The sequence below is a fragment of the Palleronia rufa genome (assembly GCF_000743715.1).
Lineage (GTDB): Bacteria > Pseudomonadota > Alphaproteobacteria > Rhodobacterales > Rhodobacteraceae > Palleronia > Palleronia rufa.
In genome coordinates, this window is the sequence record NZ_JQEY01000001.1 from 472,474 (window position 1) to 491,372 (window position 18,899).

Here is an 18,899-nt window from a genome sequence, read left to right on the forward strand (position 1 = left end):
CTAGCCCCCCAGACCGGTGAAACGGCGGACCGTCTGCCCGTCGCGAAGCTGTGCGGCGCCCGCGGCCACGATCTCGGTGCCCGGTTCGGGACCGTCGGTCAGGGCGACGCGCGCATCGTCGCGGATCTCTATGGCGACCTGACGGCGCGTGACGGTCCCGGCGTCGCCGGTGCCGTCGGGCTGAAACACCATGACGCCGGGGGTGCGGTCCGGACCGAAGACCAGCGCCGTCTCCGGGATCACGATCGCGTCGTCCTCTCCACGCGGGGCGGTGGCCGTCACCGTGACCGATGCGCCGGGCAGGACCCATGGCGGAACCTCTCCGGTGAAGGCCAGCGTGATCGCGTAGGTCTGGGCGACCTCGGCCGTCTCGGCCTCGAATTCCCGCAAAGCCAGGGGAAAGCTGGCGTCGCTGCCCGGAAAGCTCGCCTCGAAGGTCACGTCCGCACCGCCCGACGCGCTGCGGATCAGCACTTCGGGCACATCGATATCGACCCGGAGTTCGGACATGTCGTGAAGGCGCACGACCGCCTGGCCGGCGGATACGGTGGTGTAGTTCGCCACGATCCGGCGCGCGACGAGGGCATCGAATTCGGTTTCCAGGGTCGCGTCATCCAGCCTCCGACGCGCTTCGGCCACGGCGATGCGGGCCAGCTCCGCCTCGGTGCGGGCGTCCTCGACCTGGACCTCGGACACCGCCGGACCCTCCAGATCCTGGCGCCGCTTGAGGTCGCGCTCGGCCTTCGCAAGTTCGGTCTCGGCGCGCTCTACCTCACGGCGGAAGGGCGTCAGGTCCAGCTGCGCGACCATGGCGCCGGCCTCCAGCGACCGGCCCTCCACGACCGGAAATTCCACGATCTGCCCGCCGACCTGGAACGCCAGGTCGACCGTCTCCCGGGCGCGCACCTGTCCGAAAAACTCCCGCGTCCGGGGGGCCGATTCCGCGTTGAGCGCCACCAGCTTCACCGGACGCGGCGTCTGGCCCTGCCCGGCCGCATCCTGCGCGGCAAGCGGCGCGGAAAGACCGATGAGGATGGCAAGCACCGTCCAGATCCGAACCGCCGCGCGCCCATGCCGTGAAACGGCGCGGCGGGCCCGGCGCCATGGGCTTTCCGCAACCCGGCCCATGCCCTGCCCTGCGGGCTTTGCGCCGCAATGCTTGCCGTGCTCCATCTGCCGGTCCCTTTTCGCGATCCAATTCATGACGTCGCGGTCAGATAGGGCATCGGCCGAAAAAGTGAACCGTTCGGTTCAGATTTTTGCGAAAGGGCGGCGTCTGGCCGCTGTTCCCGGCCAGGTTCCGCCGCTCCGACACGAGCCCCGGGCGACAGATGCCGCCGCGGGTCGCCTACCCCAGAAGCCGCGCCAGTCCGGCGGCGTCCGCCGTCCGGGCGCCCGACCACAGCGCCCGGGCCGCCGGGCGCCCCAGCAGAGCGTCGGACTTCGCTTTCAGCCGCGCCTCGATCCGGTCGGGGTCCGCGGCGGCGGCGATGTCGTGGCGGGCCCCATGTGCCCGTCCGTCCGTTTGGACCGTCACCACGGCCTGCGTGTCGGTCAGGCCCCCGTCCCCGAGGACCTCCACCCGGTCGCGGATGGCGATCAGGTCAGGCCGCCCGCAGATTGCATCGGAAAAGGAGCCGAGCGCTGCCGTATCGACCCCCGCCAGAGCCATTGCGGCGGTCAGGCGGTAGCTGAACTTTGCCTCCAGCCCGGTCGCCGGCGCCGGCCGGTTGCACACCGCGAACCAGCGCGGATGGGTGCGGACCGTCACCGACCGAACCGCGGCCGCGTCGATGTCCCCACGGATTTCGCGCAGGGCCTCCAGCATCGCGTGCAGCCCGTGGCAGCAGGCGTGGAACTTGAAGGAGACGGCGGGAAAGACCCAGTCCGCGCCGATCCCGTCCAGAGCCGCCGCATCGCCCTGCCCCGCATGGGTCGGACCGAAGCCCTGCGCGCCGTCCAGCGCGTCCCTTGCGGATACCGCCCCGTTGGCGGCGAGCAGCGCGCAGGTCACCCCAACCTCTGCCGCGAAGCCCGCGTTGAGGGGCTTGCCGTCGGTTCCGAACTGGCTTTTCAGCCCCGCCGCGCGCGTGGCGGTCAGGGCCAGCGCATGGGCCATCGCCGCCGGGTCGAGCGCCAGCAGACGGCCCGCCGCCGCCGCGGCCCCGAACGCCCCGGAGGTGCCGGTCTGGTGAAACCCCGCCTCGTAATGCGCCCGGCCCAGCCACTGACCCACGCGGCAGGCGGTCTCCAAACCCGCTGCCATCGCATCGTGCAAGGGGGCCGCGTCCGCGCCTGTCGCCTCTCCCACCGCCAGGGCGGCGGGCAGGACCGCGACGCTGGGATGGCCGATATGCCCGAAATGGGTGTCGTCGTAGTCGAGCGCATGGCTTGTCGCGCCGTTGATCAGCGCCGCGGCGCGCATCCCGGCCCGGCCGCCGCCGAAGAGCGTGGCGCCGTCCCCGTCGGACAAGGCACGCGCGGACCGCGACACGGGCTGATCGACCCCCGCGCGCCCCACGGTGATCCAGTCGCAGAGCGACAGACCGACGAAACGCCGCATGGTGTCGTCAGCGGCGATCGGACCGGCGGCAAACTCCGCGAGATCGGACAGAACGCTCATTGGGCGGCCATGCCGTGGCCCGACGCGCCGTCCGGATCCGCCGTGTCCACGCCCGCACGCGCCAGAAGCCCGGCCAGGGCGGCATCCTCGCCGGCATCTTTCGGCGGCGCGAGCGGATCTGCGGGCCGCAGCCGGTGCGCCACGACCAGAAGCGCCAGCGTCGCGCGATCCGCGGCGACATCGGGCGCGATCCGCGACAGGCGCGCCGCCTCCCACCCCATGATCGCGGCGGAGGCCGCGTTGTAGAGCGCCGTCGCCCCGCGCCGCGCCTCATGCTCTGCGCCGTCGGCGACCCGGGCCATCAGACCCGCGGCGCGGTCCACGACGCCGCGAAGCTCTGCGGCCCGATCCGCCGGAACCTCCAGCAGGAGCTCGTGCAGATGGTCGGTCAGCGTCCCCAGACCCGCCTTTCGCGCCACGCGCGCGACGTCGAGCGCCACGATGTTGCCGGTGCCTTCCCAGATCGAGCCCAGATGCGCATCGCGCAGGACGCGCGCATCGGAGAATTCCTCGATATAGCCGCAGCCGCCGCGCACCTCCATGGCGTCTCCGGCCACCTTCCGCGCGTCGCGGCAGGTGCGGAACTTGATCAGCGGCGTGAGGCTGCGCAGCACCAGCGCCCGGTCCGCGTCCCCCGCATCGGCGCGGGCCAGAACCCAGGCCGCGTGGAACGCCATGCTGCGCCCCTGTTCGGCCGTGACCAGCATCTTGATCAGCTGACGGCGCATCAGGGGCTTGTCGATCAGCGATCCGCCGAAGGCGGCGCGGTGCCGCGCGATGTAGAGCGACTCGGACACGCAGCGGCGCATCAGCCCGGCGCTGCGCACGCCGTTGGCCAGACGCGACATGTTGATCATGTCGGTCATCTGCTTGAAGCCCTGCCCTTCCCCGCCCACCAGATGCGCCTCTGCACCCCTGAGCGTGATCTCACCCGAAGCCATGGACCGGCTGCCGAGCTTTTCCTTCAGCCGCACGATGTCGTAGGCATTGCGCGTCCCGTCCGGCAGATGCCGCGGCAGCAGGAACAGCGACAGTCCCGCGGTACCGTCCGCCCCGTCCTCTGTCCGCGCCAGGACCATCGCCAGGTCCGCATCGGGGTTCGAGCAGAACCACTTGTCGCCGTAGAGGCGCCAGGCTGCCGCCTCCCGCCGCGCCACGGTCTCGATCGCGCCGACATCGGAGCCCGCCGCCTGCTCGGTCATGAACATCGCGCCCTGTGCCAGGGTCTCCATGTCCTGGCTGGTCAGCCGGTCGATATAGCGCGCGACCAGCGCGGGATCCGCGAAACGGCGCAGGGTCCGGGTCAGCGCATCGGTCATCGACAGCGGACAGCAAAGGCCGAACTCCGCCTGCACGAAGAGATAGACCAGCGCGTATTTGGCGATGGGGGGCAGCGGTGCGGCGGCGCCCAGAACTCCGCCGCGATGGGACATGGCGGCAAGACCGAATTCTCCGAACGCCACCCGTTCCAGCGCCTCGAAGGCGGGGTGCTTCTCGACTCGCTCATCCGGGGCGCCGGTCCGGTCGCGGCGGTGCAGGACCGGCGGGTTGTGATCGGCGGTCAGGGCCAGCCGCTCCAGCCGGTCCCCCACCAGCATCCCCATCCGGTCGAGCGCCGGGGTCAGAAGCGCCACGCCGTCGTCTGGCGCATAGACCCGCATGAGCGCGGCAAAGGCCGGATCGGAGCGAAAGGCGTTCTGGCCCCGGCTGTCCGGGATGGGGGTTCTCTGCGCCATGGCCGTCACTCCTGTCGCGTCAGCCGCGCCCGTGCGGCATGGTATTCGCGGGCAAGGCGCGCCACCACCTGGGCCGCAGGCTCGACCTCCCGGCTCTGCGCCACCGCCTGACCGGCGCTCCACACGTCCTTCCAGGCCCTGGGGCGGTCGGGATCGTCCTTTTTCGTCATCGGCCGCGGTTCGGCCCGGCGTGCGTCATCCAGATCCACCCCCGCGGCCTTTATGCTCTGCGCCAGGTAGTTGGCGTGGGTTCCCGAGAACATCGGCGTATAAAGGATGCCGTCCGCCTCCGACCCGACGACCATCTGCTTGTGCAGGGGGGGCGCGATGGCCTCTGTCGTGGGGATGAAGACCGTGCCGGAATAGGCGAAGTCGCAGCCCAGCGCCTCGGCCGCCAGGACCGCGCGGCCATTGGCGATGGCGCCCGACAGGACCAGCGGCCCGTCCCAGAAGGCGCGCACCTCTTCGACCAGGGCGAAGGGGCTGAGTTCACCCGCATGTCCACCGGCCCCCGCCGCGACCAGAATCAGACCGTCGACCCCGGATTTCGCCGCCCGGCGGGCGTGGCGGGCCTTGATGACATCGTGGAACACCAGCCCGCCATAGCCATGGACCGCCTCCACCACCCTGTCGGGCGCCGAAAGCGAGGTGATGACCAGCGGCACCTTGTGGCGCACGATGGTGTCGAGATCCGGAGCCAGCCGGTCGTTATAGGCGTTCACGATCAGGTTCACGCCATAGGGCGCGGGCGGGCGGTCCGCGGCGGCGCTGTCGTCGGCCAGCCGCGTCTCGATTTGGGTGAGCCAGTCGTCGAACGCCTTTGCCGGGCGGGCGTTCAGGGACGGAAACGTGCCGATGATGCCCGCGCGGCACTGCGCGACGACAAGATCGACGCCGGAGGCCAGGAACATCGGCGCCCCGATGAGGGGCAGGGCAAGGCCGCGCCTGAGATCCGCGATGTCGGTCATGGTGCCTCCGTGGCGCGCGGCGGGCCTGCGGAACCGCACCCGGCCCGGCCGCGGCGCGGACGTCCGGACGCCGCGACCGGCTGTCCTGCGTTGCCGCCGGAGACATGCGCCACAGGGGACCGCGATCCCGTATTGCCTTGTACCGCCATTCAGAAACTCCGCGGCATATCCAGGATATGCTCGGCCACATAGCTCAGGATCAGGTTGGTGGAGATCGGCGCCACCTGGTAGAGCCGCGTCTCGCGGAACTTGCGCTCCACGTCGTATTCCTCGGCGAAGCCGAAGCCGCCGAAGGTCTGCAGGCAGGCGTTCGCCGCCTCCCAGGACGCATCGGCCGCAAGCAGTTTCGCCATGTTGGCCTGCGCGCCGGCGGGCTCTCCCGCGTCGAATCTCCGGCAGGCCTCGAACCGCATCAGGTTGGCCGCCTCGACATTGACGAAGGCGCGCGCGATCGGAAACTGGATGCCCTGGTTCTGGCCGATGGGCCGCCCGAACACCTGCCTTTCGTTCGCGTAACGGCTGGCCTTCTCGACGAACCAGTAGCCGTCGCCGATGCATTCGGCCGCGATCAGCGCGCGTTCGGCGTTCAACCCGTCGAGGATGTAGCGAAACCCCTGCCCCTCCTCACCGATCAGCGTCTCCGCGGGGATCTCCAGATCGTCGAAGAAAAGCTCGTTCGTCTCGTGGCCGACCATGTTGGCGATGGGCTTGACCTCCATCCCCTTGCCGACGACCTGGGCAAGCTCCAGCAGGAACACCGACAGTCCTTCGGACTTGCGCTTGACCTCCGACAAGGGCGTGGTGCGCGCCAGCAGGATCATCAGGTCGGAATGCTGCACCCGGCTGATCCAGACCTTCTGCCCGTTGATCACGTAGCGGTCGTTGCCCTTCTTCACGGCGGTGGTCTTGAGCTTGGTGGTGTCGGTCCCGGTCGTCGGCTCCGTGACGGCCATGGACTGCAGGCGCAGCTCACCCGACGCCACCTTCGGGAGATAGGATTTCTTCTGCGCCTCCGACCCGTGGCGCAGAAGGGTGCTCATGTTGTACATCTGCCCGTGGCAGTGGCCGGCATTTCCCCCCGCGCGGTTGATCTCTTCCATGACGATCGACGCTTCGGTCAGGCCCAGCCCGGACCCCCCGAATTCCGCCGGGATCATCGCGGCCATCCACCCGGCCTTGGTCAGCGCGTCGATGAACTCTTCGGGGTAGGTCTCATCAGCGCCGTGTCTGCGATGGTACGCGGCCGGGAAGTCGGCGCAGAGCGCGCGCAACGCATCGCGCAGGTCGTCGTGGTCGGCGGGTGCGGATGTCTTCAAACTGCTCTCCCATCGCCCGCGTGGGGCGGTCTTCGGTTGGTCAGGTCAGGATGCGGGCGCCGGTGGCGGCCTGCACGGCGGCAAGATCGTTGCCGGGCGCCAGCTCCACCAGGCGAAAGCCATCGGCGGTGACGTCCAGCACGGCAAGGTCGGTATAGACACGGTTCACCACGCCCAGCCCCGTCAGGGGATAGGTGCAACGCTCCAGGATCTTGGGAGAGCCGTCGCGGTTCACATGCCGCATCATCACGTAGATCGTCGGCACGCCCACCACCAGGTCCATCGCGCCGCCCACGGCGGGCGGAAAGCTCTCATCGTCGGTGGCCCAGTTCGCCAGATCGCCGTTTTCCGCCACCTGGTAGGCGCCGAGCACCGCGATGTCGATATGCCCGCCGCGCATCATCGCGAAGCTGTCGGGATGGTCGAAGAACGCCGCCCCCGGCGCGGTGGTGATGAACCGTTTCGACGCGTCGATCATCTCCGGGTCGTGCCGGCCTTCGGGCGGCGGCGGGCCGACACCGATGATGCCGTTCTCGGAGTGATAGATCACCTCTCGGCCGTCGGGGACGTGGCCGCTGACATGGGTGGGCATGCCGATACCCAGATTCACGTAGGAGCCGTCGGGAATGTCGCGCGCCACCCTTGCCGCAAGGTCGGCATTGCTCAAGGGGGTCATGGCCGTACCTCATGCTGTACCAGCGCCTGCACGAAGATGCCGGGGGTCACCACCGTCTCGGGGTCGAGCGGCGTGCCGCTCAGCGCGCGGACCTCGGCGATGGCGTGCTTTCCGGCCATGGCCATCGCGGGATTGAAGTTTCGCGCCGTGCCGTGGAACGACAGGTTGCCCCAGGGATCGCCCCGTTCGGCGCGCAGCAGGGCGAAATCCGCGTGAAGCGGCGTCTCGAACACCTGGCCGCGGCCGTCGATCTTTCGCGTCTCCTTGCCCTCGGCCAGCAGGGTGCCGTAGCCCGTGGGGGTGAAGAACCCGCCAAGGCCGGCGCCGGCGGCGCGGATGCGCTCGGCCAGGGTACCCTGGGGCACGACCTCCAGCGCGACCTCACCGGCCTCGTAGCGCCGCTCGAACCAGATAGACCCGGGGGAGCGTGGATAGGAGCAGATCACTTTCGCCACGCGGTTCGCCTTGAGCAGCCTGGCGATGCCGATCTCCTTTTCGCCGGCGTTGTTGGAAATCACCGTCAGATCCGTCGCGCCCTGGTCGAGCAGGGCGTCGATCAGCCCGAACGGAATGCCGGACGACCCGAAACCGCCGATCATCACCACGGCGCCGTCGTGGATCGGCGCCACCGCGGCGGCCAGATCGGGAAGCCTCTTGTCCATCATTCGACCTCAGACATTGCTGGCGACAGTGCGGCGCAGGAGCATGTTGGCGGCGATCACCCCCGCCAGCACCGCCCCGCCCAGAAGGCTGGTCAGAAGCTCCGGCACGACGACCAGGATCCCGCCGATGGCGAAGGCGACGCGGCTTGGCCAGCCGATCCGGCCGATGCCGTAGATCCAGCTTTCGAAGGCCGAGGTCACCGCCCAGATCGCCACCAGCGTCAGCGCGATCCGCTCCACGATCCCGATCCAGGTGCCGTCCATGATCAGCGCCGGATCGTAGACGAAGATGAACGGCAGCACGAACAGCGGCATCCCCAGCCGCATGGCCCGGAACCCGGTCTCCATGGGTTTCGACCCGGCCACGTTCGCCGCGGTGATCGCGGCCAGCGCGACGGGCGGGGTGATATAGCTGAGCATCCCCCAGTAGAGAATGAAGAGATGGCTGGCGATCGGGTTCAGACCCGCCTGGATCAGCGCGGGCGCCAGCAGGATCGACAGGAAGATATAGCACGCGGTGACCGTCATCCCCATGCCCAGAACGAAGCTGGTCACCGCGCCGGCGATCAGCATCAGCGCGGTATTGCCGCCCGCATAGAGCAGCAACTCACGCGAGAACGCGCCCGCCACGCCAGTGTAGCTGAGCCCGCCGACCACCAGCCCGATCCCGGCCAGCACCGCCACCAGCGTCGCGATGTTCACCCCGATATCCAGGACCAGCGTCTTGAGCCTGGTCCAGGTCAGTCGCGTGCGCCGGTCGAAGGAGGTGGCGACCAGCATCACCACGGAGGCGTAGTAGGGTGAGCGGGCCTCCAGACGCAGGCCCATCAGCACGTAGATCAGCACCATTAGGCTGAGCAGGTAGGGCCAGCCCCGTTTCAGCACCGGCCAGATGTCGGGCGTCTCCGCCCGCGGCAGCCCGTGCAGGCCGCGCCGCGCGGCGTACATGTCCACCTGGAAGAGCAGCGCGGCGTAGAACAGCAGCGCCGGGATCACCGCGGCGATGACGATGGTGGAATACTGCACACCCAGGAAGGACGCCATGACGAACGCCACCGTGCCCATGACCGGCGGCATCAGCGTGGCCCCGGTGGAGGCGCAGGCCTCGATCGCCGCGGCGTAGCTGGGCGGATAGCCGACCTTGCGCATGGTCGGAATGGAGAACGGCCCCGATGTCAGGATGTTGGAGATCACCGATCCCGAGAGCGAGCCGAGGATCCCCGATCCCATCACCGCCACCTTCGCCGGTCCGCCGCGGCTGGTGCCCAGCAACGCCGAGGCGAGCTCCATGAAGAAGTCCGATCCCTTGGTGACGACCAGCACGGAGCCGAAGATCACGAAGCCGATCACCAGCTCGGCCACCACCTGCATGGGGATGCCGATGATGCTTTCGACCCCCAGCACATGGGCGCGCACCGTCTCGACCAGTGAAAACTGCGTGCCCCAGAGGAACCCCGGCATGGAGCCGGCGTAGAGCGGATAGGTCCCGAAAAGCATCGCCGTGGCGAGCAGCACCGCCCCGCCCGCCCGGCGCACGCCTTCGAGCGTCAGCAGAATCAGGATGGCGGCCATGAGGTCCGCGGTCGGCGGTGCGTCGTATTCCCAACCCTTCTGGATGATCTCCAGCCCGTGCCAGCCCAGCCAGCCCGCACTTGCCAGCGACAGGGCGGCCAAAATCAGGTTCACCCACAAGAGCCCGCCGTCGAGGGCGCGGCTGATCGGCAGCGCCAGGAAGGACACGGCCAGAAAGATACCGATGAGATAGTAGAGATACGCGTTCCCCAGCGGCTGGAACCCGCCGATGTCGAGCAGGAACTGCTGGTTCACCGCCAGCACCACGCCCACGGTGCCAAGCCCCATGATGAGCCAGCGCAGCAGGCCGCTGCGCGCGACCTTCTCTCCGGCCGGTGCCGGGCTGCCCACCTCCACGTCGGTGCTGGTCTCGGCCGTCATGCACGCGCCCCCGGGTGTCCGAACCGGCCCGGACCCGGCGCTCGCGGGATCCGGGCGGCGATCGTCGCGATCACTTCAGCGACGCGATGACCTCCTGGCGGCGGGCCATCCACCCCTCGGCAAAGGCCGCCTCTTCCATGTCGCCGTTCTCGGCGCTGAAGGTGTCCCATGCCTCGGTCAGCGCGTTGAGCCGCTCTATCCGGGTCCGGTTCCAGGACTCGTCCTCGTCGGTCCAGACGCCGATCTCCCTGAGGTAGCGCACCGCGCCCTCATGGAACGGGATGTCGATGGCGGGCTTGCCGGACTTTTCCAGCGTCCAGCGGTCCATCGCCGCGGTGCCGTCCTTGTACATGTCGTAGGTCTCATCCAGAGCCTTGATGAAGGCGTAGACCTCATCGGCGGACTTGTCCTCGGTCGTGGTGATGACCGGATAGCGATACGCCGCCATCTTTGCCGTCTCGCCCTCCGCGAGGCCCGCGGCCACGTCCTCATCGGACGGGGACATGATCGGCAGCACCTTCAGCAGCTTGTCCCAGCCCTCCTGGTTGGCGGGCTCAAGCGGCGCGTACTGGATGCCGCGCGGGCTTTCGGCCAGTTCGTAGAGCTGGCTGGTCGTCGGCGTGGTGCAGGTCGCGTCCGACTCGTTGCGCGTCATCGACGACATGGCGGAGGCGTAGGTGGGGAAGGTGATGACCTCCACATCGTCCAGCGTCAGCCCGCCGAAGGCCAGGATCGCCTCACACTTCACGTTCACGGACGGATTGCCCGCGACGAAGGCGATGCGCTTGCCGCGCGCGTCCTCCACCGTGGCGATGCCTGCGTCCCCCGCAGCGATCAGCGTGATCCCTGCCGGACGGCCGGCCACGGCGCGCAACTGGTGGGGACCCCATTCCGGCGTGGCGAAGTCATAGGCCCCTTCGGCCAGAAAGAACGCCTCCGTCGCCAGAAAGGCGTAGTCCGCGCGCCCCTGCAACAGCGGCTGCAGGCGTCCGATCCCGGATCCGGACGGCTGGATCCGCACGCGGGTGCCGTATTCCTTGCCGAACGCATCGGCGATGGCGGAGGCTTCGGCATATCCCGCCGAGCCGACGTCGTAGGATGTCCAGACCATCGTGTCGGGCAGTTCCTGCGCCGCGGCGGGCAGCGTCAGACTCATCAGTGCGCCAATGGCCGCACCGAGCTTGGGGTGATGTGTCATTGCGTTCCTCCCTGTCCGCTTCTTATCCGGAGCGCCGCCCATGCGGGTGCCGATCCGACGATCCCTCCCGACCCGGACCACGTATGGGCGATGCCCGTCATCGCCGAGGGTGAGCGAGCCGCATCCATGTTTCAAGTGCATTGTTGACATATCAGCGATACAATTGCGGCATGATACCCGGGAGGGGCCCCCGCATGGATCTTCGGCAGCTGCGCAACTTCATCCACATCGTGGACCTTTCGAGCATCACCGCCGCATCGGAACGGCTGGGCGTCGCGCAGCCGGCGCTCAGCCGGCAGGTGAAGGCGCTGGAGGCCGATCTGGGCGTGGAGCTGCTGCGCCGTCACGGGCGCGGCGTGACCCCGACAAAGGAGGGCATCCGCCTGGCCCGCCGCGCGCAGTCCATCCTGGACGACGTGGACGACCTGGCAGAGGATCTGTCCGGCACCCGTCGCGCGCCATCCGGGACGATCACCCTGGGCCTTCCGCCGACCGTGGCCGATATCCTTGCGACGCATCTGGTCGAACGGACGATGGAGGACTATCCGGACGTGGACCTGCGCATCGTGTCGGGCTTTTCGGGCCATGTGCAGGACTGGCTCCTGCGCGGCAAGATCGACCTTGGGGTGGCGTATGAGGGACAGGTGCTGCCGTCGATCCGCGCCCAGCCGGTGATCCTGGAACGCCTGTTCCTGATCCGTCCCGCCGATGGCGATCCCGCGCCGGTCAGTTGCCGCGAGGCCCTGTCCCAGCCGCTGATCCTGCCCAACGCAGAGCACGGGCTGCGCGGACGGGTAGAGACCTTCGCCCGCGCCGAGGCCGTGTCGCTGAACGTGGTGCTGGAGATCGACGTGCTGCCGTCGATGCTGGCTTTCGTGCAGCGGGGAATGGGCGCGACGATCCTGCCGATGGTGAGCGTGTCGCGCCAGGTGCGGGACGGGCGGCTCATTGCCTGCCGCATAGAGCGCCAGAGCATGGACCGCACGCTGATCCTGATGTCGCCGCTGAACCGCCCCGGCTCCCGGCTGGCGGACATGTTCTCGGCCTTTGTCATCGGCGAGGTTCACCGACTTACCCGGTCGGAAGCCTGGCCTGGTACGGCGTTGTGACCATCAGATCGTGCCGGTGGTCATCAGCGTCACCAAAAGCACGCACCACACCCCGAACACCGCCGCGCAGTAGGACCCGTTCCAGACCGGGCCGACCGTCCAGACCGGCCGCCCCACGATGGTCGCGCAGAAGACGATGGTGGTGATGAATGGCGACAGGCCGATCACCACGGACCAGCCGCCGATGATCGCCAGGGCGATCGCCGTCAGCGACAGCCCCGGAACCGCCAGTTCCGCCGCGACGGCACCGACGACGGAGGCGGTGACGATCGGATTGACCCCCAGAAGGGCCCCAACGATGATCGACGCCGAAATCCCCAGCGCCGACGGCACGGCCCCCAGGCCGAAGCCGGCGGCGGTTGTCTGCAACGCGCCCATCGGCAGCAACGCCAGCAGAACCACCGGCAGGAACCCCGCGGCGGCGAAGATCCCGACCTCTCCGGCCGTGCGGGGCTGACGCAGCCAGGCCTCTCGCGCAGCTGTACGCAAACCCGCCGTGGCGCCGCCCGCCAGGCGATGCGTGGACCATACCGTCCAGCCCAGCGCGTAAAGGGGAACGAGCACGATCAGCGCCTGCTGAAAGCTCAGCCGGCTGACCTCATGAAGCCCGACGACCAGCCCGCCCAGAAACGCGACATGGCCCAAAAGCAGCGCCGCCCCCACCCAGGACCCCGGTGGCGGATGCGGCTGAGGCAGCGCCATCTGGCGGTAGCGGCGGCCCGCCAGCCGGTCGAGGCTCCAGCCGATGGCGACGAACACGAAGCTCATCGCGAAACCCAGCGGCCCGAAATCCGTGTAGGAGACCCCGGGAAGCGTGATCAGCACCACATTCGTCGCGAAGCCAAGCGGCGACCACAGGGAGATCAGCCCGAAGCCCCGCATCACCGCCAGCGTCATCCGGCGCAGGCGGACCTCATGCAGCTCCGGCGGCAGGTCGTCGGCACCGCGGTCCTTCATCGCGCGTGTCGACAGGTCCAAAAGCAGCGCCAGCCCGCCGAAATTGATCAGCACACCGAAAAGATGCCCCCCGAAGGTCAGCGCCAGATAGCGCCGAGACGCCGGCTGCCCGGTCAGGAACCGTCCCGCCTGCGCCACCTCCGGCGCGACACCGGCGGCGATGCGCAACATGTGCAACACCGCGATGAGTGCGGCCAGAAAGACCATGCGCCCGGCGGCGTCCATATAGACCGCAGCAGGCACGCCGCGCAGCAGCGCCACAATCAGCACAACCAGCGACAGGGCGACCGGCACCCAGGTTCCGACCGTGAAATATCGCAGGTTCAGCGCCAGAAAGAGGCAGAGCAGCCCCGTCGCGCCCCACAGGACGGCGGCGGGCGCGCCGAAGATCAGCGCGACGGCCGCCGCCATGACGCCGATCATCGCCGCGCGGCTTACCGTGGCGCGCAGATCAGGCAAGAGGGGCGGCGCGATCAGCGCCCCCGAAAGCGCGGCGGGCGCTTTTCGAAAAACGCCGCGCGTCCCTCCGCCGCGTCGTCGCTGTTCAGAAGGAACGGCTGGATCTGACGCTCGTACTCGAGCGCGGCATCCACACCTTGTGCGAACCAGTCGAGTACGAACCGACGCGGCAGGGGGGCGGCGCGGGCCTGATCGTCGGCCGCGGCCAAGGCGGTCTTCTCCGCGTCGCCCGGATCGGCCAGCCCATCCACCAGACCCATGGCAGCCGCGTCCTCCGCGCCGATCTGCGCGTTCGACAGGATCAGGTGGCGCGCCCTGGCGGCCCCGATCCGCGCCGGCAGGGTCGCCAGAAGCCCCATGTCGGGCACCAGGCCGATCCTGGTGAAGCCGGCCGTGAACCGCGCGTCGCGCGATGCCACGACGGTGGGGCAGGCGATCGCCACGGCGAAGCCGCCGCCCGCCGCCCAGCCCTCCACCGCCGCGACCAACGGCTTGGAAAACCGGACCATGCGCGCCACCATTTCACGGACCCGCGCGAAGCGCTCCCGGTGGTCCGCGATGCTTCGCGTGCCCCGGTCGCGGATGTCGCCGCCGACAGAGAAGTGGCCGCCCGCGCGGCGGAGGACCACCCCGCGCACCGCATCGTCCCCTTCCGCCGCCGACAGGGCGTCGACGATCCCCAGCCTGACCGAATGGCCGAGCGGGTTGCGCCGCTCCGGCTCGTCCAGGGTAATCACCATCAGAGCGCCGTCGCGCAACCGGGTCGTCACACCCATCCCGTGCCCCGGTGCCGGAACAGGCCGTTACCGATGGCGATCGTGTCGCGCTCCACCACGCGGGTACGGAAGGAACCATCGGTCCAAATCTCGGTCCGCAGGGTTTCTCCGGGGTAGACGACGGCGGTGAAACGCCCCTCCATCGCGCCAAAGCGCGACGCGTCATAGTCGCAGAGCACCGCCAGAAGCGCGTGGGCCGCGCAGCCGAAGGTGCACAGACCGTGCAGGATCGGCCGCTCGAACCCCGCCCCGAGCGCGGCGCGGGGATCCAGGTGCAGCGGGTTGGGATCGCCGTTCCAGCGGTAGAGCAGCGCCTGCTCGGGGCGGGTCGGCGTGTCGAAGACATGGGCGGGCGCCGTGTCGGGCAACCGGTGAGCCTCTCTCACCGGACCCGCGGGACCGCCGAAGCCGCCGTCCCCGCGCAGGACCGTCGTGGCGCGGCAGGTCGCGAGGGGCGCGCCGGTCGCGGCATCCCGGATGGCCTTTTCGGAGTAGAGCAGCGCCCCGCGCCCCGCCCCCTTGTCCACAATGCCCGTGACGCGGGTCTTGGCCGCCACCTCTCCCTCGGGGGGCAGGTCGGCATGGAGGACCGTCGCCTGCTCACCATGGAGCACGCGCGCGGCATCCACCCCGGTGGCGGGATCGTCCAGCCAGAACCCCGGATGGCCCAGCACGTTCGCCATGGCCGGCATCGCCCGGCGGTCGTCGGTCAGGCCCCCCGCATAGGCCAGTTCCCGCAGGTCGAGCGGATCCTGGCCCATGCCGACGGACAGGCCGAACAGGGCCACGTCATGCGCGCCATAGCTCTGCCGCACCTCGGGGATGTCGAAGGTCATCAGGCTGTCGTGGTCGATCGCCATGTCAGCCCTCCTCGATCTCGATCACGGCGTCGAGCGCGAAGGCACCCTGTCCCTGCGGCAAGGCCAGCACGGGGTTGAGGTCGATAGAGACCAGCCGCGGTCCGGCACCGGCCGCGAAGATCGACAGCCGCGACAGCATCGAGGCCAGCGCCTCCACGTCGACGGCAGGGCGGCCCCGCGCGCCGCGCAGCACATCGGCGCCGCGGATCGCGCCGATCATCTGCCGCGCCGTCTCCACGCCGAAGGGGCAGGGGCGCACGGCCACGTCGCGCAGGATCTCAACGAAAATGCCACCCAGGCCGAACACCGCGACAGGCCCGAAGGTCGGGTCGCGGCTGACGCCCATAAGGCATTCGACCCCGCCCGAAAACTGCCGGGCCACCAGCATCCCGCCGATCCGTGCGCCGGGGGCGTGGTGCTCCACCGCAGCCGCAATCCCGGCGTAGGCGGCACGCACCGCGTCCGCGTCGTTCAGGTCCAGCCGCACCGCACCGATGTCGGACTTGTGCACGATGTCTGGCGACAGGATCTTCAGCACCACGGGAAACCCGATCTCCTCCGCAGCCTCTGCCGCTTGGGCCGCGCTGACCGCGCGGCGCTCCGGCGCGGAACGGATGCCAGAACGGGCCAGAAGCGCCTTCGCCGCCGCCTCGTCCGGCGCGTCGGCGGGCAGCAGCACCGGCACCACATCGGGCGGCGCGGGCGGCGCGGGCGCCACGGCCCGGCGCAGCACCGCATCGAGGGCGCGCACCGCGCGGCACGGATCGCGGAACACCACGATCCCCTCGGCGTCGTAGCGCGACATCACCTCAGGCGCGCCCAGCGCGCAGAAGGCGATGATCCGGTCCGGAAACTCCGCCCGAAGCGGCCGCATCGCCGCGACGACCGTATCGACCATGGCGGGACTGCCGGCGACATAGGTAAAGAAGCACAGCACCGCCCCGTAGCCGCCGTCGGCAAGGGCGGCGCGGGTAAAGGTCTCAAGCAGCGACGGATCGTTCAGGGCCTGCGCGGTGCAATCCAGGGGATTGCCGGGCGAGGCATAGGGCAATACCTCCTTCAGGCGTTTCTGCGCGGCACCGGGCATGGGGGGCATCGGCAGGCCGATGCGCTCCGCCTCGTCGCAGATCACGATGCCCGCACCGCCCGACACGGTGATGACGCCGAGCGAGTGCTGCCGCGGCGCGATCCCGCGAGAGGCCACATAGGCGATGTCCAGCAGCGCCTCCGGGTCGCGCACGACCATGACGCCGTGCGCGGCAAGGACGGCGTCCGACACCGCCGCGTCCCCGGTCAGGGACGCGGTATGGGACGCCGCCGCCCGCGCCCCCACGACCGACCTGCCGGATTTCAGCGCGATCACCGGCTTGCCCGCCGCCCGCGCCGCGTCGAGCGCGCCAAGCAACGCGGGCGCGTCGTTGATCGCCTCCATATAGGCGCAGATCACGTCGGTTCCGTCGCTTGCCGCCATCCAGGAGATCGCGTCGGCCACGGTGATGTCGCTTTCGTTGCCGGTGGTCATCAGCACCGACAGGCCAAGGCCCCGGTCCCGCGCCAGCGCGGCCAGATGCGCGCCGAACGCGCCGGACTGGCTGGCGATGCCGATGCCGCCTGGCGTCGGATATCCGGTGTCGAGAGAGGAGGAGAACGTGCCGAAATAGCCGATCCCGACATTGAACACGCCCAGCGTGTTCGGCCCCAGGATGCGGATCCCGTGCGACCCGGCCAGCGCGACAAGCTCAGCCTGCGCATCGGCGCCGTCCTTTCCGGTCTCCGCGAACCCGGCGGAGAAAAGCGTGGCGACCCTGCATCCCTTGCGCCCCAGCGCCGCGATGGCGTCAGGCACCAGCTTCGCCGGGATCGCGATGAGCGCGGCGTCCGGCGCCTCCGGCAGATCGTCGATGGTGGCGCAGCATGCCAGCCCCTGCACCGTGCCGCGGTGCGGGTTCACCGGCAGGATGCGCCCGGCGTAGCCCGCGGCCAGCATCGCCGCGATGGGCCGGCCGCCGATCCGCGTGACATCCTCGCTGGCGCCGATCACCGCGACCGAGCGTGGGGCCAGCAGCGCGTCCATGTCGGCCTGCCGTGTCACAGCGTCGCCCCGCTCCCCAGGATCGCGGTGCACTGACTGGACAGGGTGCCGCCGTTGCCGTGGCAGAGCGCCAGGTCACACCGCTTTAGCTGACGTTCCCCCGCCGCGCCGCGGATCTGCGTCACCGCCTCGGCGATAAGAAAGAGACCGTACATCCCCGGATGCACGCAGCTCAGCCCGCCGCCGTTGGTGTTGACGTTGAGCGCGCCGCCGGGGGCAATCCGCCCGCCTTCCACGAAGCGTCCGCCCTCTCCCTTGGGACAAAAGCCCAGATCCTCTAAAAACAGGATCGTGTTGATGGTGAAGGCGTCGTAGAGCATCACCAGGTCGAGATCCTCCCGGTTCACCCGGGCCATCGCATGGGCGCGCGGCCCGCTTTCGGCGGCCGCCGTCGTGGTCAGGTCCGGCATCTGGGCGATGGAGCGGTGGGAGTTCGCGGCACCGGCGCCAAGGAAATAGACCGGCGCACTGGCGTGGTCCTTCGCGCGGTCGGCCCGGGTCAGGACCACCGCCGCCGCGCCGTCGGTGACAAGACAACAATCGGCCTTGGTCAGCGGATCCGAGATCATCCGCGCCGACATCACCTCATCCAGGGTCAGCGGGCCGCGCGCAAAGGCGTCGGGGTTGAGGTTCGCCCATGCCCGCGCGGCCAGCGCGACCTCGGCCAACTGGGCGCGCGTCGTGCCGAACTCCGCCATGTGCCGGCTGGCGGCAAGCCCGTATGCGGTGATCGGGTGGCGTGGCGCATACGGCGTCTCATGCCACTGCGGCTCGCTCATCGACACCAGCCGTCCGCCCGCCGTCCGCTGGTTCGACCCGTAGCAGACCAGCGCCGCGTCACAGAGACCGGCGTCCAGCGCCATCGTCGCCTGGAGCAGGTGCATCTCGAAGCTCGACCCGCCGACATTCGTGCCGTCGAAGAACCGCGGCTGCAGGCCCAGATACTCGACCACGCTCATGGTCGGAAAGGCGTGGCTGGAGGTGGCGGCGAAGACGCCGTCGATATCGGCCATCCTCAGCCCCGCGTCGGACACGGCCTCTACCGCCGCCAGGCCCAGAAGCTCCATCGCCGACCAGCCCGGCGCCTCACCGACGCCCGCCATGCCCAGGCCGACGATGGCGGATTTCCCGCGCAGATCGCTCATCCCGCGCCCTTTTCCGCCAGATCGAACACCACCCGGTGCCCCTCTGCCCATGGCTCGATCCGGGCGATCACCCGCGACCCGATCGGAGCGGTCTCGACATCCGGCAGGGTGGACATCATCCGAACGCCCTCATCCAGGTCGATCAAAGCCACGTTCTTCGATCCCGCACGAGAGCGGTTGACGGTGATGGCATAGACCGTGCCCGTGCCCCGGGACGCGACCCATTCCAGATCCATGGCGCCCGACGGTGCGGGGATCCGGGGAAAGAACACGTACTCCCCGGTCCGCTCAGAGCGCTGGATCATGAAGCGCCCTTGCGCCAGATACGCCTCATAGATGGCCTGCGGCCCTTTTCCGTAACTCATCGCG

At 69.5% G+C, this 18,899-nt stretch carries 16 protein-coding genes; 1 reads left to right on the forward strand and 15 read right to left on the reverse strand.

Annotated elements, in window-relative coordinates; all coding sequences use genetic code 11:
• From KW83_RS02310 to KW83_RS02350, 9 genes are all read right to left on the reverse strand, one after another.
• On the reverse strand, positions 1 to 1,203 hold the full coding sequence (locus tag KW83_RS02310; protein ID WP_152563449.1) for an efflux RND transporter periplasmic adaptor subunit: 1,203 nt from the start codon (positions 1,201 to 1,203) through the stop codon (positions 1 to 3).
• 145 nt (positions 1,204 to 1,348) lie between these two features.
• On the reverse strand, positions 1,349 to 2,623 hold the full coding sequence (locus KW83_RS02315) for an MmgE/PrpD family protein (protein WP_036173860.1): 1,275 nt from the start codon (positions 2,621 to 2,623) through the stop codon (positions 1,349 to 1,351).
• Entirely contained in the window at positions 2,620 to 4,359 is a 1,740-nt protein-coding gene (locus KW83_RS02320) for an acyl-CoA dehydrogenase family protein (RefSeq protein WP_051928139.1), read from the reverse strand. Before KW83_RS02320 ends, KW83_RS02315 begins: the two co-directional genes overlap by 4 nt.
• Positions 4,360 to 4,364: 5 nt before the next feature.
• A complete protein-coding gene (locus KW83_RS02325) occupies positions 4,365 to 5,327 on the reverse strand; it encodes an NAD(P)H-dependent flavin oxidoreductase (protein ID WP_036173863.1) in 963 nt (320 codons plus the stop codon).
• Positions 5,328 to 5,476: 149 nt separating this feature from the next.
• Positions 5,477 to 6,643 carry an acyl-CoA dehydrogenase family protein gene (locus KW83_RS02330; RefSeq protein WP_036173866.1) on the reverse strand — a complete coding sequence of 389 codons (1,167 nt, stop codon included), beginning with the start codon at positions 6,641 to 6,643 and terminating at the stop codon, positions 5,477 to 5,479.
• 40 nt (positions 6,644 to 6,683) lie between these two features.
• Complete coding sequence (locus KW83_RS02335) at positions 6,684 to 7,319, reverse strand: 3-oxoacid CoA-transferase subunit B (RefSeq protein ID WP_036173869.1); 636 nt, start codon at positions 7,317 to 7,319, stop codon at positions 6,684 to 6,686.
• Complete coding sequence (locus KW83_RS02340) at positions 7,316 to 7,981, reverse strand: 3-oxoacid CoA-transferase subunit A (RefSeq protein ID WP_200879642.1); 666 nt, start codon at positions 7,979 to 7,981, stop codon at positions 7,316 to 7,318. The genes KW83_RS02335 and KW83_RS02340 overlap by 4 nt, the downstream gene beginning before the upstream one ends.
• A 9-nt stretch (positions 7,982 to 7,990) precedes the next feature.
• Positions 7,991 to 9,934, reverse strand: a complete 1,944-nt coding sequence (locus KW83_RS02345; protein ID WP_036173874.1) for a TRAP transporter permease — start codon at positions 9,932 to 9,934, stop codon at positions 7,991 to 7,993.
• A 70-nt stretch (positions 9,935 to 10,004) separates the two neighbouring features.
• The gene (locus KW83_RS02350) at positions 10,005 to 11,132 is read right to left on the reverse strand and encodes a TAXI family TRAP transporter solute-binding subunit (protein ID WP_036173878.1); all 1,128 of its coding nucleotides are present in this window, start codon (positions 11,130 to 11,132) and stop codon (positions 10,005 to 10,007) included.
• A gap of 194 nt (positions 11,133 to 11,326) precedes the next feature.
• On the opposite strand from KW83_RS02350, the gene KW83_RS02355 reads away from it, so the two are divergent.
• Positions 11,327 to 12,241 (forward strand): LysR family transcriptional regulator, encoded by a 915-nt coding sequence (locus tag KW83_RS02355; protein WP_051928140.1) that lies wholly within the window; start codon positions 11,327 to 11,329, stop codon positions 12,239 to 12,241.
• 3 nt (positions 12,242 to 12,244) lie between these two features.
• On the opposite strand, the gene KW83_RS02360 is transcribed toward KW83_RS02355, so the two are convergent.
• The 6 genes from KW83_RS02360 to KW83_RS02385 all read right to left on the reverse strand — a co-directional run bounded on the left by KW83_RS02360 (position 12,245) and on the right by KW83_RS02385 (position 18,895).
• Complete coding sequence (locus KW83_RS02360; RefSeq protein ID WP_161785436.1) at positions 12,245 to 13,609, reverse strand: hypothetical protein; 1,365 nt, start codon at positions 13,607 to 13,609, stop codon at positions 12,245 to 12,247.
• 62 nt (positions 13,610 to 13,671) lie between these two features.
• On the reverse strand, positions 13,672 to 14,433 hold the full coding sequence (locus KW83_RS02365; protein ID WP_036173884.1) for an enoyl-CoA hydratase/isomerase family protein: 762 nt from the start codon (positions 14,431 to 14,433) through the stop codon (positions 13,672 to 13,674).
• Entirely contained in the window at positions 14,424 to 15,293 is an 870-nt protein-coding gene (locus KW83_RS02370; RefSeq protein WP_036173886.1) for a MaoC/PaaZ C-terminal domain-containing protein, read from the reverse strand. The genes KW83_RS02365 and KW83_RS02370 overlap by 10 nt, the downstream gene beginning before the upstream one ends.
• 1 nt (position 15,294) lies before the next feature.
• Positions 15,295 to 17,385, reverse strand: a complete 2,091-nt coding sequence (locus KW83_RS02375; RefSeq protein WP_036173889.1) for an acetate--CoA ligase family protein — start codon at positions 17,383 to 17,385, stop codon at positions 15,295 to 15,297.
• Complete coding sequence (locus tag KW83_RS02380; protein WP_036173892.1) at positions 17,382 to 18,530, reverse strand: thiolase; 1,149 nt, start codon at positions 18,528 to 18,530, stop codon at positions 17,382 to 17,384. The genes KW83_RS02375 and KW83_RS02380 overlap by 4 nt, the downstream gene beginning before the upstream one ends.
• Complete coding sequence (locus KW83_RS02385; protein ID WP_200879643.1) at positions 18,527 to 18,895, reverse strand: Zn-ribbon domain-containing OB-fold protein; 369 nt, start codon at positions 18,893 to 18,895, stop codon at positions 18,527 to 18,529. The genes KW83_RS02380 and KW83_RS02385 overlap by 4 nt, the downstream gene beginning before the upstream one ends.
• Positions 18,896 to 18,899: the final 4 nt, after the last annotated feature.

Excerpts from the sequence above, each read along its gene's own strand:
- KW83_RS02310 (WP_152563449.1), bottom strand. The coding sequence starts at position 1,203 with ATGAATTGGATCGCGAAAAGGGACCGGCAGATGGAGCACGGCAAGCAT.
- KW83_RS02315 (WP_036173860.1), bottom strand. The coding sequence starts at position 2,623 with ATGAGCGTTCTGTCCGATCTCGCGGAGTTTGCCGCCGGTCCGATCGCC.
- KW83_RS02320 (WP_051928139.1), bottom strand. The coding sequence starts at position 4,359 with ATGGCGCAGAGAACCCCCATCCCGGACAGCCGGGGCCAGAACGCCTTT.
- KW83_RS02325 (WP_036173863.1), bottom strand. The coding sequence starts at position 5,327 with ATGACCGACATCGCGGATCTCAGGCGCGGCCTTGCCCTGCCCCTCATC.
- KW83_RS02335 (WP_036173869.1), bottom strand. The coding sequence starts at position 7,319 with ATGACCCCCTTGAGCAATGCCGACCTTGCGGCAAGGGTGGCGCGCGAC.
- KW83_RS02340 (WP_200879642.1), bottom strand. The coding sequence starts at position 7,981 with ATGGACAAGAGGCTTCCCGATCTGGCCGCCGCGGTGGCGCCGATCCAC.
- KW83_RS02345 (WP_036173874.1), bottom strand. The coding sequence starts at position 9,934 with ATGACGGCCGAGACCAGCACCGACGTGGAGGTGGGCAGCCCGGCACCG.
- KW83_RS02350 (WP_036173878.1), bottom strand. The coding sequence starts at position 11,132 with ATGACACATCACCCCAAGCTCGGTGCGGCCATTGGCGCACTGATGAGT.
- KW83_RS02355 (WP_051928140.1), top strand. The coding sequence starts at position 11,327 with ATGGATCTTCGGCAGCTGCGCAACTTCATCCACATCGTGGACCTTTCG.
- KW83_RS02360 (WP_161785436.1), bottom strand. The coding sequence starts at position 13,609 with ATGGCGGCGGCCGTCGCGCTGATCTTCGGCGCGCCCGCCGCCGTCCTG.
- KW83_RS02365 (WP_036173884.1), bottom strand. The coding sequence starts at position 14,433 with ATGGGTGTGACGACCCGGTTGCGCGACGGCGCTCTGATGGTGATTACC.
- KW83_RS02370 (WP_036173886.1), bottom strand. The coding sequence starts at position 15,293 with ATGGCGATCGACCACGACAGCCTGATGACCTTCGACATCCCCGAGGTG.
- KW83_RS02380 (WP_036173892.1), bottom strand. The coding sequence starts at position 18,530 with ATGAGCGATCTGCGCGGGAAATCCGCCATCGTCGGCCTGGGCATGGCG.
- KW83_RS02385 (WP_200879643.1), bottom strand. The coding sequence starts at position 18,895 with ATGAGTTACGGAAAAGGGCCGCAGGCCATCTATGAGGCGTATCTGGCG.